Source organism: Paenibacillus litoralis, from assembly GCF_046244365.1.
Classification (GTDB): Bacteria; Bacillota; Bacilli; order Paenibacillales; family NBRC-103111; genus Paenibacillus_V.
The window spans coordinates 4,673,528-4,687,237 of record NZ_CP176395.1; the positions used below are offsets into that span (position 1 = coordinate 4,673,528).

Sequence of the window (13,710 nt, forward strand, 5' to 3'; positions counted from 1 at the left end):
TACCTGATACTATGATGATTGTACATATGATAAATCCTTTGTTTAGATGTACTATCTCATAACGATATTTGTTAAGACGCAAAATATTACCGAAATAATTGTGTTATCCTGCCCGTTGAGACATATCGAAGCACTTATCCGCTTTGTCACTTTTGCCAAACAGATAAACAGACAGACCGTCATCGCAGAGGAACGGTCTTTTTCTTCTTCTTAAGCTAGAGGTTTTTTTCGTAAAGAATGATCGTCTATTTCTAAACGTAGCCTGCCATGCATCTTTCCAATCAAAAAAATCGTAGTATGGTGTGTCAAGAGAGTTCGAGTGCAAAGAGAGGATGACCATGAAAGAAGAGCGATTAGTCATCGAAGCGCAGCAGGGTAGCGAGGCAGCCGTTGAGTTGCTTATTCGCCTTACGTACGATGATATCTATCGATTTATCCGCTGGAAGGTTCATGATGCCGAGCTGGCCTGGGATCTGGCTCAACTGACCTACGAGAAAGCGTGGAAAAAATTGCATGTTTACCAAAGCGAGCAAGGACGTTTTCGGGCATGGCTGTTAGCAATCGCCCATCATGTCTGTATCGACCACGCCCGCAGCAAATCGGCGAGACAAGCCGGCATGCACGACCATTTGTCGGATGAAGTGCCGAACAAAGCGGATCTGCTGGACGGCGTCCTTATGCGCGAGGAGATCAAAGAAGTATACGCAGCCATTCTCGACTTGCCGGACAATCAACGCGACGCGCTGCTTCTGCGTTATAAGCATGATCTAACCTTCGGAGAGATGGCCGCTGTTACCGGTGAATCCGAATCGACCGTAAAATCGAGAGTCAGACGCTCGCTTATTCGACTGCGTGACATGCTTATGCCTTCCGCCGAAGCTCGTTTGTACAAGAAGGGGGAGAAACAATGAAGGATCGAAAAGGAAAACCGGGCGACTCGTTCCCTCAGCATCAAACAGACGATTTGACGGACGAATCGCTCGAACAGCTTGCCCGCAAAATTGCGCTTCTGCCGGAGCCTCCTCCGCCCCGCGGCTTCGTTGAGTCAGCGATGGCGAACTGGAGAAAATCGCAGCGCGTATTGCCCCCGCCCGTCATGCCTGCCCCTTTCTCCTTTCGGCAAAAGGTGCAGACGATATATGCACAGGGCTTGTGGAAGGATATTGCTCTAGGACTTCTCTTGTTTGTGGGGGGCATTGTTTTTTTGTTGGTTACACATCTGGTTCCTTCTACCTTGATTCTCCCGATAGTCGGCTGCATTCCGCTGCTTGTCGTCTTATCCAACACGGCCCGGCTTGCCAATTGCGGAATGAGCGAGCTCACCCGAAGTTTACGCCTCCCGCTTCAGTGGTATATGCAAGCCAGATTGCTGGCGATAGGCATGATTTCGCTCGTCATTAATGGCATTACCCTATTCGTGCTTTATCCGGCAGGGGAAGGCGCGCTTATGCTGCGGCTCGCTCTGCTGTGGAGCATACCGACGCTTCTCAATACGGCTGCTGCGCTGAGCCTTGCCGCACGCATCCGCAACTTCGGCCAACTGGCCGCTATGCTCGTCCTACTTCCCGTGTGCTGGCTGGTCCTGCTGACAAATCAGTCGGTTATAAACTGGACGGTTTCTATCGATATCGTGCGGCTCGGGGGATTGGCGGCCCTGGCGGCTCTTCTATTAGGCGGAAGCCTCATCATTAACGGGAGTTATTTGAAAAAAGGAGGTTTTCTGCATGGAGCTTGAGCTGTATAACATTCATCATCAATACGGCAAAAAACGGATTTTACAAAACCTCTCCCTTACGCTGACGCCTGGAGTGTACGGTCTGCTAGGGCCGAACGGGACGGGAAAAACGACGCTGATGCGAATTATCGCCGACGTTCTGTATCCGACAAGCGGGCAAGTTCTGCTGAACGGGCAGGACAAAAATATAATGGGCGACCTTTACCGGGCTCAAATCGGCTATCTTCCGCAGGATTTGGGGATGTATAGTCATTTTACGGCGCGTAAGTTTCTCTACTTCATTGCCGCTCTGAAAGGACTGTCCAAAGAAGAAGCCGGCGAGCGAATACAAAGCTTGGCCCAAATCGTCAACCTTTCCGACCAGCTGGACGTAAAATGCGGCAAATATTCCGGCGGGATGAAGCGTCGTCTCGGGATTGTGCAAGCTTTGCTCAATAATCCTCGGATTCTGGTTTTGGACGAGCCGACGGTCGGTCTTGATCCGATGGAACGCGTTCGTTTCCGAAACCTGATATCCGAAATATCCGGCGATCGCATCGTCATTCTCTCCACCCATATTGTGCCCGACATCGATCATATTGCCAAGGATGTGTTTCTGATGGGTCAAGGCAGTATATTGCGGCAGGGAACGATTAAAGAGCTCATCTCCGAGGTGCAGGGTGAAGTATGGCAGGTCGTCGTGCCCGCACGCTTGCTGGCGCAAATCGAGGAAAAAGGCACAGTAGTCAACATGCTGCAGCTGGATTCCGGGCTGGAATTGCGGGTTGTCGGCAAACAAGCGCCCCACCCCGATGCGATTCAGGTCGCACCGTGTCTGGAAGATGTTTATATGAGCTATTTCCGCTCGTTGGAGAGCGAAAAACCGTTTACGAAGGAGACCGCATTCCGATGAAACCGTTGATCGCGTTCGAGCTGCGAAAAATCTTAATCCTCAGAGTCTGGGTGGCCATGGCTGCTTGTTTGGCGATAGCCGCCGTCTATTTCGTGGATCATTATCCGTCTGGAATGAATAGCATCTTGGCTGTGGAGAAAGAAAAACCGGAGCTTGTAGCCGCCCATATCGGGCCGGTTCAAGCGGATCTGGCTCAGAAGTATGCGTTTCGGCTGAAGGAGGAGTACGCGGAGAACAGCATCGGTACGGATGAAGAGAAAATCTACCGCATTGTGGAGCAAAAATATGCTTCGGCCGCTTATCGTGCGGACCTTTTTAACAAGAGCCTTGCCCAATTCAGTCAACAGAAGAGGCAGCTGGAACCGCAAAAAGCGGAAGCCCCTTTCTTATACAAGGATGCCGTTAAAAAACTGGGCATGATGGAAAAGGTCGATCCACCAGGATTTTTTGTAACAAGGGATTGGGAGCAGCTGTTTCTGTTTATTTCCGGCAGTCCCGGTCCCGGACCCCTGTTTATAGCTTTTGTGATTGCGCTGGCGTTGGCGCCGCTTTATTCGGGAGAAACCGGCTACCGGATGGATGCCCTCATTCTGTCCAGCAGGCATGGAAGACGGCGCATCGTTGCTGCAAAGCTGACGGCTGGCTGGTTGTTTACAGCCGGTTGGGTTACCGCTTTTTACGGAATATGCGCGCTGCTGAGCTGCCTACCCTATCGTTTTATCGGGTGGAACGCGCCGCTCAACAGCAATTATCTCTTCGATGAAAGTCCCTATGCGTTAACCCAGCTTCAGGGCTTGCTTTTGCAGTACCTGATCACTTTAGCGGCGGCAAGCGCGTTTTTTCTATTGACGGCCTTGATCTCGGCAGCCTTCAAGAGCAGTATGAGCAGTCTCGGCTTGGCCTTAACCATGGTCATCGTCCCGTTCCTTTCACTGCCTGGTCTTCTCGGTAAAATTATGCTGCTGTTTCCAACCAAAGTGATGTGGAGCAGAAACTTGATCGACCACTACATGTCGTACAACCTTTTCCATACTCCTGTCCTCTACCTGCCCCTGGCCTTAAGCGTCATGGCGGTGCTGGGAGCTTTCGTTCTTCCCCTGATATCCAAGGCGTTTGAACGCCGATTGAAGATGTAGTCAGTTGAAAAAAGAGAGTCGGATCATTCCTCAAGCGCTCTTTTGGTGCGGAAGCCATCTACAATGCATTGGGATACTGATACCTTAATTCGTTTTCGTTTCGCTCCATTCTGTGCCTAGAGTCTTTGCAGCGTCTTCACAAGCACTGCCTCGTTTTCCCTATGTAAATCGGTTTCATGAAAAGAATCCGGAGTCGTTTTTTGAATGACTATATCTCCGACATTGGGACGAATTGCAGGATGAACTTCCCACCCAGGAGTCCTTGGTTCGAGTGGCTTTCCAGTACATCAATCACAAATAGAGCAACGTTATTATCCATACATAGCCTCCATGGTTAGATTTTAGCTATTAGTATTTAGCGTATATCCACCTCATATTATTGCAACTTATTGAACTGACTTTCGATAAATTTTTCAACATTTCTGCCCTTTAGCGGAACAGGCTTCCGACGATGCCGGCAGCCTGTTGTCATGATACCTCTCTTATCCGTTAGCGCAATCATCTTTTAACAAAATATGATTCAAAATCTTGGTTATTTCGGCGTAACCTACTACTTTTGAGCCTTCTTGAATAGATATCGTTTTCCCTCAACAGGTTTGTCTTTTTTCTATTATGTCCCATTTGTTTAGTCGAACCTAAAGTCGATGTTGGCTTGAAGTTTTGTTACCGAAGATAGACGTTTTAGATCTTCGATATTTGTTAAGAGGTATTCTGAATTATAACTAAACCCACCAGTTAAAGTGGTCCTTACTTGCTTTTCAACGCTGTATTTGGAAGTTGATATTGAATAGGTAAGATACAAATCACCATTTCGAGTTATCTGTTCAAGTGACAAAGTAAAATCCTCTGGAGACATAGCATGGATACTGCATTTTGCTGATAAATCCCCTTGCTCGAGACGGTCAATAAAATGGATCAACTCGTCAATTGAAAACCAGATATCTACGTTCCAGCCGGTGAATTTGTTATCAAGCACATCAATAGAACAAGCTAAGCTTGGATGTTGGCATGTACGTACTGTTCTAATGAGAAAGTTATATGCGAATTTCTATCATCGGAGTAAATCCTAAAGTCATAATCTGTTTTTGGATTAAAAATAATACATCCCCCATTCCGAGATTACGTTCTATATTTCGGCTTACTTACTACACAATCCTTCCTATTACTTCAACAAAATGAAGGAGGAGCCGCCTCTTGACAAGCTCCTTCGCAATCGTATCCGTATAATAGTTTTTTAGTATTGATTTATATACGAATTGTCCCATTTAACCAACCTTTTATAAAACTTGATAAAGAAGAACTAATCCATGTTCTACTATCATCTTCATGGTTCCATACATAAATATCTTCTTTTACAATCTTCCCGTTTAGGATTGGAAAAGCAAATTGATCTCCATTTCCAGCATCAGAGAAAAACAAAAGATGATCAAATGGCATATAGAGTTCTTTAAAATCATTATTTTTTCTAAATTCTTGATTGTCTTTTTTTATACGTTCAAGTGTCCAAATAATATCACAACCGTATTCACCAATTACCCCATTACTCTCGAGCAAGAATTCCTTTAATGAATCTGGTAGGTCGACTTGAAGTAAGCTTTCCACTTCTAACAGTTGAGATTCTGTGACAGGCACATGAAACTTAATATCATTTGTCAGTTCCTTTATTAGATCCATCCACATACTGTTTTCCACCGCCTTGATTTATTGATTCATTTGAAACTTCCACATATCTTCCGAAAATCCTTGTTATACATAATTGCCCTTAGTTGATAAAAGGCAGCCGAATCTCTCAAGTCGCTGCCTCAAATGCCTTTATTGAGCTCGTGCTCGTTAGTTTAGATCCACAGTTACTCCTCAAGATTGCTTACCGTGATTGTTTACTCCTTTAAGATAGGAATCAATCGTTTCAAAATCTGCGCAACAAATTATTAACTCCGACTATTGGGCATGGAGAAAAAGCCCATTGTTTGGGAAGCATATCCCCTTTCGCTGGGATCAACGTGTATATAATAACCATCGATAAAGTCATTTTGAGCCAGTCTTAATAATTCCTGCGCAAAACCTAGTCATTTTAAAATATCTTCTCCTAACTCATATCCAGACATAGTAACGGTAACTGGCGTTACCTACCCAGTGACCTTGAAACGTCAATCCACCTACTTTTTCAGTTTTACAATCATCAGTTACTAATCGACAGCACCTCCGACACTTGACCTTATAAAATCAAAAGCCCACAAGTTATGCGGGTTTGAATCGTTCTACGTTCTTGTCGTCCGACAATTATTATGGACGGCTTTCTTTTTGTCGGCTTTCACCGGCTAGTTGCGACTAGCTTGCATTGGACATAAACGAAAAGAATCCGGCCGCTTCGGTGCCGATAGTCGATTCGCCCCAGGTCCCTAAAGGACAATACCCCTTTTTCAAGCTAATAGCAAAAAAATTCATTTTGCACTTGAAGCTTACGTTAAGTAATGAATTATGATGTGGATACCGGTAAAAACCTAGCGCGCAAAAAAAGGGGATGATCATGAAACTGGAGTGGAAAGTTGGAGAACTTGCAAAATTAGCAGGATTAACGGTTCGTACATTGCGATACTACGACCAGATCGGTTTGTTGCCATCCGGTCATACTGACTCCGGACACAGGATTTATACCGAATCCGATATTGCACGCCTACAACTAATTCTGTCAATGAAGGAGTTCGGCTTGTCGCTGGATCAGATTAAATCAGTAGTTGTCGGCGATCATTTCAGCCTGTTAGATATCGTCTCCCTTCAGATTGCTCGTCTAAAAGAAAATATTAGCGTTCAACAGAAGCTTTTACAGGAATTAGAGCGTTTAACAAGCCTTATGCAGAGTAAAGAACCTTTAACAATTCTGGATTATACCAAAAAATTAGGCGCCATTAGGATGAATCATGAGAAATATTTCGCCGAACGGAAAGCGATCTGGGATTCACACCTCGACCGGCTTGGTGATTATCTTGAAGAGCATCCGGATGAGCCGACCTTAGGGAGGACTACATAAACGATGAACGAACGATCCGCAAAACACTCTACCTTTGTTATCGAGCGTAATTATAACGCATCACCCGAGAGGGTATTCGCCGCTTGGTCTGACGCGTCGACCAAAGCCAAATGGTTCCCTAAAGCCGACGAGTTCGACTTCCGAATCGGCGGGCGGGAGATTAACCGCGGAGGCCCGCCGGGAGGGTCGATCTACACGTTCGACGCCTGCTACCAAGAGATCGTTCAGAACAATCGCATCGTTTATACCTACATCATGGACCTGGGAGAGACGCGGATATCGGTCTCCGTGACGACAGTGGAAATCAGGCCGTCGGACAGCGGTACACAGCTTATCTACACGGAACAAGGCGCCTTCCTTGATGGTCATGATGCGCCGGAACAGCGCGAGCACGGAACGAAATATATGTTGGATAAGCTGGGCGATTTTTTGAAGAACGAATGACGAACACAATGAACGGAACTGAGATGAAGGCCGGCATGCGTGAATGGGTCGGGCTCGCGGTTCTTGCCCTGCCCGCCCTTCTTGTCTCAATCGATCTCTCCGTTATGATTCTTGCACTGCCGCACATTGGCGCCGACCTCGGCGCCGACAGCGCCCAGCAGTTGTGGATCATCGACATCTACGGCTTCATGCTCGCCGGGTTCTTGATCACCATGGGGACGCTGGGAGATCGGATCGGCCGCCGCAAACTGCTGTTGATCGGCGGGGCCGCATTCGTCATAGCCTCGATAATGGCAGCATTCTCCCGAAGCGCTGAGATGCTCATTGCGGCCCGCGCACTACTCGGTATAGCGGGGGCGACTTTATCGCCTTCTACTCTAGCCTTGATAAGCAACATGTTCCGTTCCCATAAGCAGCGCTCCCTCGCGATTGGCATATGGTTAACGTGCTCCATGGGCGGCATGGCCCTCGGGCCGGTGGTTGGAGGTATCATGTTGGATCATTTCTGGTGGGGCTCGGTGTTCCTTCTGGGCGTGCCAGTTATGTTGCTTTTACTTATAACCGGACCCTTGTTGCTGCCCGAATACCGGCACCACGAATCCGGCCGGCTGGATTTGACCAGTGTCGCGTTATCCCTGGGCGCCATCCTGCCGGTAGTATACGGCCTCAAGGAAATCGCCAAATACGGTCTGCAGATGGTGCCTGCGCTGTTAATACTGGCGGGCGTCGTCCTCGGCACGGTGTTCGTGTTGCGGCAGCGCAGGCTGACTAATCCCCTGCTGGACCTGCGCCTGTTCGCGAGTCCCGGATTCAGCGTTGCACTTGGCGGCATGTTCGGTATTACACTGACAGGAGCGACCATGCTCTTCATCGCGCAGTACCTTCAATTTGTGCAAGGAATGTCGCCGCTTCAGGCAGGGTTGTATATGCTCCCAGGGGTAATGGCCTCGATGGCCGGTATGCTTCTCTCGCCGCTTATCGCACGCCGGATCCGACCGGCTCGTCTTATCGGAACGGGTCTATTGGTATCTACTGCGGGCTGTTTTCTACTGACCCAGGTGGGGGTTGAGTCAGGTCTCACATTTCTGGTGCTCGGGTACATCTGCTTCAGTATAGGTGCAGCTCCGCTCCCGAGCCTGTCCAGCGACCTTGTCGTTGGCGCTGCCCCGCCAGAAAAGGCGGGATCGGCGGCCTCCATGCTTCAAACCAGCGGTGAATTCGCCTTTGCGCTGGGCATCGCAGTCTTTGGCAGCATCGGTACGGTCGTTTACAGCAACCAGGTGGCGAACTCTATTCCTGCCGACTTGCCGGCATCCGCGGTACAAGCTTCCCGCGACAGCTTGGCCGGTGCCACGGCTATAGCGGAAGGCCTCTCCGAACAAGCCGGCAAGGTACTACTCACCGGCGCACGTGAAGCCTTTACCGGCGGGATGCACGCCGTTGCGGCAGCCAGCGGCGCTATCATGCTCGCTATCATCGTCCTTGTCACTACGCGGCTTCGGCATTTAAGACCAATCGGAGAGACTCAGTCTAACCAAGCCGGCAGTATTCCAGAAGCAGCACCCGGCGCTGCCAAAAAATCAAGTTAGTTGCATTGCAAAGTAATGATGAATTAAAGAAACCAACCAGTACGAGTGCATTTATTGGGTTGAGGGAGGGATTCGAACCCCCGAAACGAGTTAAACTGTTCGCGTATGCGGCGGGGGAATGGGATAAAGTTCTTGTCATCACCGAATAACAAGAACTTTATCCCATAAAATGAAAAAGCCGCATTATATGCGACTGTTACTGAGGTAATGTTCTTGCCACCCGACATAGTTTCATTGATTACGCGGCAAATAGTAAGATCAAGTTCCGTGAAGTTACTTTTTTTTCAATAACCGGCCAGAATGGTACTGGATAAGCCAACATTATCCCCAGCCCTTCTGCTTATGTTCGCTTACGACATGAAATTCGGGATCAATTGCACCTGGAGCACCGGCATACTCTCTTGAATGCGCTTTCGCAATTGCTCGTCGCTTTGATGCTTTTCCAGCTCCTGCTGCTTTAATTGCTTCACCTTGCGGAGCGAGCCGGTCAGCTCGGTTAAGTCGATCGGCTTCAGAATATAGCCGTAAACCTCCAAATTAATCCCGCTTTTCAAATAATCGTAATCATCGAAGCAGCTCATGAAAATAAACTTCGTTTCTGGCAGCTCCTCTTTTATTTTTTGCGTCATTTTTAATCCGTCCTTAACGGGCATGGCCACGTCTGTCAAGACAAAATCGGGCCGCAGTTGCATCGCTTGCTTGTACCCGTCCTCACCGTCGATGGCAAGACCGACTACCTTGATGCCAAGCTCGTCCCAATCCGTCAAACCTTGGATGCCGGTGCGATCCGCGCGGTTGTAATCCACAATGAGAATCGTGAACATTGGCTTCCTCTCCCATTTCACTTATTTCCCAAAACAATCCATGTTTCATATATACCACGCCAAAACGATGCTTGTCCAAGAACAAAAAAGCATTGGGGTTGCCAGCCTTTCACAAATGACAAGAACTGGAGCTTTGTCCCATTCTGAGGACATAAAAAAAACATCGCCGCATTACTGGCGATGTTAATTACAATGGTCTGCCAAATATTCTTCGAGTTGATCGAAAGTTCCTCCGAAGCCCGCCTGCATGGATTCGAACATGCCTTCAAAGAAGCTTCTCTCATCCTCAGTTGCGTTGATCGGTCCGCTGCATAAGGTCATTGTGGTTATACCGTTATTTTCACTAAAGGTCACCGTATTTCGAATTTCCAGCGGGATTAAATCGCTAAATGGAGCTCGGACAATGTTGCCCGCCTCATCTGAAAAGCTGTTGACCCAGACAATCTTTTCAAAAGCTTCGATTTCCTGATACACAAATTTACCCCACATTTGATTACCTTCAGAAGATTGCATGTTGTAGTGAAAAAAACCGCCCGGACGGAAATCCAATTGCGCGACACTTATTTCAAATCCTTTCGGTCCCCACCATCGCTTCAGATGTTCGACCTCGGACCATGCTTTGAATACAAGCTCACGCGGCGCATTGAGTACACGTGTTATAACTAACTCCTTACCTTCCGATCTCACTGTCATATCCATTCCTCCATTTCCATTTCTCAATATAAACTCTTGATTAAAATATACTTCAATTAGAATATTCCTGTAAAGGAATATTGATCTGCGCGATAGAGGGGTACCACTCGGTACCTCCTAGGCGTATCAAAAAAATCTATTGGAAACTAAGCCTTTAAAACGGCAAGCAGTCGTTCAATGTTGCAATGCTGCCTACTACTTTCATGAAACATCAAAGAGGAGCTGTCCTTGCGGCAGCTCAACCCTATCGTTCTCCGCTAGGACATTTTATGCGTTCATTCCAAGCCCAGCCGGTTCATCCTCCACCACCGCAACGGCCCGAACCGGGGATCCGTCACCACAGACGATGCGTAGAGGAAATCCGTAAAACATAAAGTCGGTTCCGCCGGGAAGATGATCCAAACCCTGCAGCCCCGTATACGTCACAATGCCGATTCCCAACAACGCCCGCTCCAGTTCTTCAGATAGTTCGCCGCCGACGAACGGTGGTCGCAGCGCAGCGAGTCGCTCAAAGCATTCTAGCCCGACGGAATCGACGAAAAACAGACCCCGGCCTTCCGGCCAAGTCGGGTCTTCGATCCGTGCTACGCGCGATGCTCCGAAAAATCGCTCCAACGGCAGCTCATCCAATGTCGAGGCACCGGGGTGCATATGTGAAGGCGCGTCCACGTGTGTTCCGGTATGGCTACCCATCGAAAGCTGCCGCAGCTCCCACGTGTGACACTCGTATGTGTGCGCTACCTTGACTTTTACCTCAGGATCGCCGGGATAAACGGGCATGCCGTCCGCAATCGGCAACGACAAATCGATCACTCTCACTCAGGCGCCTCCTTTCCTACAAGCTATTATCCAAATTTCACTTCAGTTTAACTTGAACTATCGTTTCCCGTCGTTCAAAGGAAATATTGCTCCCCTTCTCTTATTATATTATCTTATTAACGATTCATAAATTCGCTTTTTTGATTAGCCTGAAAAGACAGCCGATTGTTCTCGTCGGTTGTCTTTGGTTTAGTCTATTGGCTCAAATATTAAGTATTGTTTTCGCTACATTTGCACTAAGGCTTCCACAGAGTGGCTGCGATATAGCAGGACCCGCCCATCGCATCGTTGTAATAATAGACGGTTACAAGCGCTCCGTCCGGCCGTTCGACGGTGCGCGGATAGCCGATATCGTGGCTGCCGCCGTCGGAACGCAGAATGATTTCGTCTCCCCATGTCAGACCGTTGTCTTGACTCAGCTTAGCCCGAATCCCGTACGGAGCGTTTCGGTAGCCGTAGATCATGCAAAGCCTGCCGTCCGACAGCCGGTTCAGCGTCGGTGGATTGCCGCCTTTGCCCGTATCTTCTATCGGACGATTCCTATAGCTCCATGTGCGGCCGTTGTCCTGCGAGCCGTACAGGTCGATCCAGTCCCGGCTCCCTTCGCCGGACTCGCCGCGGTAGCGGATCGCGACGAGCAAGTCCGTCACCGAAAGCCGGACACCGGCCGGCATGATATGGAACCCCTGCTCCGGCTCGGGACCGATCCACGCCAGAAATTCATGCATTTTGCCGTCATCCTCCGTCCGCGCGCAAAACACGCGGCTGCCCGTCTCCGTCCCTTCCCGCGTCGGAGCGGTCAGAAACAGCAGGCATTCCTCCGGGCCGGAAACGATATAATCGGTGTGGGCGGAAATGCCGAGCAGCCCCATCATCGGCAATTGATAAGGGCCCTGCCACGAATGGCAGCGATCCGTCGATGTATAGAACCAGGAACGTGAGCCGCCGGTCAAATTCTGTCGTGCGAACATCATGGCGAAATTCGAATCGGCCAGATCTACCCCGCCCGGAAAAGGCACGGGCTCGTTCGCATCGCCTGCTCCCCCCGCCTGCTTGTTCGTATGCTCGCCGCTTGGATTTCCCTTGCTAACGGCTCACTCTCCACCACTACTATCACCGAGCTAAATTGCCGGACGGCAAGATCTATTTTAACAAAACCAACGCACACTTATCAAAATCCTCAGACTTTCCATACACGGCCTTTACGTCTCTGGCGGCCAGTCTAAATCTTTATGACCAGCCGACTTTTTATTAGGGTTGCGCTTTTACAAGCGCTCCCTCTAAAGTCACGCCGAAAGAGATCGACTGCAAATATTTATGCTGCTTCGCCACGTACTCGTCGCCTTTGGGCACGATCTGATTTTTCTCGATGGCGAATGGCTGGAAGGACATCTCGATCCGCTCGCCGTCAAGCTTAAGATGAAGCAATCCCGTATCCGCCTTCGGACCGCGCACATAGTCGGGAAATAGAAAATTACCGATCGAATACGCGATCGGCTTGCCTTTGTAATACTCGAATCCCTGCAGCACATGAACATGACTCCCCACGATCGCGTCCGCTCCCGCATCAATCATTTGGCGGGCGAACTCGCGCTGCCACACTTCCGGACGATTGTTCATCTCCACACCCCAATGAATGTAAACCAGCACATAATCGGCATCCTTACGCTCGCGTTCGATCGCATCCAGCACCGGCTTCCGGTCGTAGGCCTGGGCGATACCCGGCTTATCCGCACCGGCAAACCAATCTCCCGTCGGGATGAAGCGCGAAAAGGCGAGAAATTTAATCTTTTTCTCCTTTATGTCAACGCTCTTTGCCGCATAGGCTTCTTTCGAATTTTTGCCGCCCCCTACATAGAGCAGTTCTGCTTTGTCGAGATTGTCGAGCGTGTCGAGGAAGCCTTTTTGCAGGTAGTCCATCGAGTGGTTGTTAGCGACCGATACCATATCGAAGCCTGCATTTTTCAGTCCGGCCAGTGATTCCGGGTTGGATTTGAAATTATAAATCTGATTTTTATCAAGATCCTTCTCAAGCGTAACAGCAGTCTCCAGGTTGACGAAGGCGTAGTCAGCCGCCATTACTTCATCCTTCACGTGAACAAACGGAAAATCGGCACCTTTCGCCGCTACGGCTTCCTTAACCGACAAGTCGAACATCGCATCGCCGGCGTAAACGATATCGATCGGCATTTCTTGCCGGATAGTTGGTGTTTCGGTTGGGGGCGAGGTAGGCTCCGGCTTCTCAGGAGAAGGCGTTGGCATCGGAGTAAGCGAAACGGCCTGCACATTCGGTTCGCTCGACGAGATCGGGTGCTCGGATACAGACGGATGAGCTTGTTCTTGCACCTGTATCGAAGAAATTCCAGATGACTGGCATCCGTAAAGCAAAACAGTCAGCATTGCAATAATCAGGCTGTTCGTTCGCGGTTTCGGCACAGGCACAACTCCTTTGAAGGTGGCTATTCGACTATACGCACAAGAACTACTATATTTTAGCAATATTCACCTAAAAATGGTGTCGAACCCGCGATGCCGAAAAATGAAAAACAG

At 49.0% G+C, this 13,710-nt stretch carries 13 protein-coding genes and 1 pseudogene; 7 read left to right on the forward strand and 7 right to left on the reverse strand.

Features of this window, described 5'->3' with window-relative positions; all coding sequences use genetic code 11:
* Window positions 1–338 precede the first annotated feature (338 nt).
* From ACKGJP_RS19420 to ACKGJP_RS19435, 4 genes are read left to right on the forward strand one after another with little or no spacing between them, the layout of a single operon-like run.
* A complete protein-coding gene (locus ACKGJP_RS19420) occupies window positions 339–911 on the forward strand; it encodes an RNA polymerase sigma factor (RefSeq protein ID WP_409340471.1) in 573 nt (190 codons plus the stop codon).
* Window positions 908–1,735: a hypothetical protein gene (locus ACKGJP_RS19425; protein WP_409340472.1), complete on the forward strand. Its 828-nt coding sequence runs from the start codon at window positions 908–910 to the stop codon at window positions 1,733–1,735. Before ACKGJP_RS19420 ends, ACKGJP_RS19425 begins: the two co-directional genes overlap by 4 nt.
* The gene (locus tag ACKGJP_RS19430; protein WP_409340473.1) at window positions 1,725–2,627 is read left to right on the forward strand and encodes an ABC transporter ATP-binding protein; all 903 of its coding nucleotides are present in this window, start codon (window positions 1,725–1,727) and stop codon (window positions 2,625–2,627) included. The genes ACKGJP_RS19425 and ACKGJP_RS19430 overlap by 11 nt, the downstream gene beginning before the upstream one ends.
* On the forward strand, window positions 2,624–3,763 hold the full coding sequence (locus ACKGJP_RS19435) for a hypothetical protein (RefSeq protein ID WP_409340474.1): 1,140 nt from the start codon (window positions 2,624–2,626) through the stop codon (window positions 3,761–3,763). The genes ACKGJP_RS19430 and ACKGJP_RS19435 overlap by 4 nt, the downstream gene beginning before the upstream one ends.
* A gap of 161 nt (window positions 3,764–3,924) precedes the next feature.
* Here ACKGJP_RS19435 and ACKGJP_RS19440 read toward each other — a convergent pair.
* Both ACKGJP_RS19440 and ACKGJP_RS19445 read right to left on the reverse strand, forming a co-directional pair.
* A pseudogene (locus ACKGJP_RS19440) lies at window positions 3,925–4,038 on the reverse strand (isochorismatase family protein); the annotation flags it as partial.
* Between the two features lie 970 nt (window positions 4,039–5,008).
* Window positions 5,009–5,443, reverse strand: a complete 435-nt coding sequence (locus ACKGJP_RS19445) for an SMI1/KNR4 family protein (RefSeq protein ID WP_409340475.1) — start codon at window positions 5,441–5,443, stop codon at window positions 5,009–5,011.
* Between the two features lie 847 nt (window positions 5,444–6,290).
* On the opposite strand from ACKGJP_RS19445, the gene ACKGJP_RS19450 reads away from it, so the two are divergent.
* Genes ACKGJP_RS19450 through ACKGJP_RS19460 form a run of 3 tightly spaced genes read left to right on the forward strand, consistent with a single transcriptional unit; the run spans window position 6,291 to window position 8,824 of the window.
* On the forward strand, window positions 6,291–6,791 hold the full coding sequence (locus ACKGJP_RS19450) for a MerR family transcriptional regulator (RefSeq protein WP_409340476.1): 501 nt from the start codon (window positions 6,291–6,293) through the stop codon (window positions 6,789–6,791).
* A 3-nt stretch (window positions 6,792–6,794) separates the two neighbouring features.
* The gene (locus ACKGJP_RS19455) at window positions 6,795–7,235 is read left to right on the forward strand and encodes an SRPBCC family protein (protein WP_409340477.1); all 441 of its coding nucleotides are present in this window, start codon (window positions 6,795–6,797) and stop codon (window positions 7,233–7,235) included.
* An 8-nt stretch (window positions 7,236–7,243) separates the two neighbouring features.
* Window positions 7,244–8,824 (forward strand): MFS transporter, encoded by a 1,581-nt coding sequence (locus ACKGJP_RS19460; RefSeq protein ID WP_409340478.1) that lies wholly within the window; start codon window positions 7,244–7,246, stop codon window positions 8,822–8,824.
* A gap of 350 nt (window positions 8,825–9,174) precedes the next feature.
* Here ACKGJP_RS19460 and ACKGJP_RS19465 read toward each other — a convergent pair whose 3' ends face one another.
* The 5 genes from ACKGJP_RS19465 to ACKGJP_RS19485 form a co-directional block, all read right to left on the reverse strand.
* Window positions 9,175–9,648 (reverse strand): response regulator, encoded by a 474-nt coding sequence (locus tag ACKGJP_RS19465; RefSeq protein WP_409340479.1) that lies wholly within the window; start codon window positions 9,646–9,648, stop codon window positions 9,175–9,177.
* A 183-nt stretch (window positions 9,649–9,831) separates the two neighbouring features.
* Entirely contained in the window at window positions 9,832–10,341 is a 510-nt protein-coding gene (locus tag ACKGJP_RS19470; RefSeq protein WP_409340480.1) for an SRPBCC family protein, read from the reverse strand.
* 267 nt (window positions 10,342–10,608) lie between these two features.
* Window positions 10,609–11,160: a cyclase family protein gene (locus ACKGJP_RS19475; protein ID WP_409340481.1), complete on the reverse strand. Its 552-nt coding sequence runs from the start codon at window positions 11,158–11,160 to the stop codon at window positions 10,609–10,611.
* 236 nt (window positions 11,161–11,396) lie between these two features.
* Window positions 11,397–12,179 (reverse strand): exo-alpha-sialidase, encoded by a 783-nt coding sequence (locus ACKGJP_RS19480; RefSeq protein WP_409340482.1) that lies wholly within the window; start codon window positions 12,177–12,179, stop codon window positions 11,397–11,399.
* A 232-nt stretch (window positions 12,180–12,411) separates the two neighbouring features.
* Window positions 12,412–13,596, reverse strand: coding sequence for a CapA family protein (locus ACKGJP_RS19485; protein WP_409340483.1), 1,185 nt, complete (start codon window positions 13,594–13,596; stop codon window positions 12,412–12,414).
* Window positions 13,597–13,710 lie beyond the last annotated feature (114 nt).

Bases quoted from the DNA above. Each gene is read 5' to 3' on its own strand.
- ACKGJP_RS19420 (WP_409340471.1), top strand. From the start codon at position 339: ATGAAAGAAGAGCGATTAGTCATCGAAGCGCAGCAGGGTAGCGAGGCA.
- ACKGJP_RS19430 (WP_409340473.1), top strand. From the start codon at position 1,725: ATGGAGCTTGAGCTGTATAACATTCATCATCAATACGGCAAAAAACGG.
- ACKGJP_RS19455 (WP_409340477.1), top strand. From the start codon at position 6,795: ATGAACGAACGATCCGCAAAACACTCTACCTTTGTTATCGAGCGTAAT.
- ACKGJP_RS19470 (WP_409340480.1), bottom strand. From the start codon at position 10,341: ATGACAGTGAGATCGGAAGGTAAGGAGTTAGTTATAACACGTGTACTC.
- ACKGJP_RS19445 (WP_409340475.1), bottom strand. From the start codon at position 5,443: ATGTGGATGGATCTAATAAAGGAACTGACAAATGATATTAAGTTTCAT.
- ACKGJP_RS19460 (WP_409340478.1), top strand. From the start codon at position 7,244: ATGAACGGAACTGAGATGAAGGCCGGCATGCGTGAATGGGTCGGGCTC.
- ACKGJP_RS19435 (WP_409340474.1), top strand. From the start codon at position 2,624: ATGAAACCGTTGATCGCGTTCGAGCTGCGAAAAATCTTAATCCTCAGA.
- ACKGJP_RS19450 (WP_409340476.1), top strand. From the start codon at position 6,291: ATGAAACTGGAGTGGAAAGTTGGAGAACTTGCAAAATTAGCAGGATTA.
- ACKGJP_RS19425 (WP_409340472.1), top strand. From the start codon at position 908: ATGAAGGATCGAAAAGGAAAACCGGGCGACTCGTTCCCTCAGCATCAA.
- ACKGJP_RS19465 (WP_409340479.1), bottom strand. From the start codon at position 9,648: ATGTTCACGATTCTCATTGTGGATTACAACCGCGCGGATCGCACCGGC.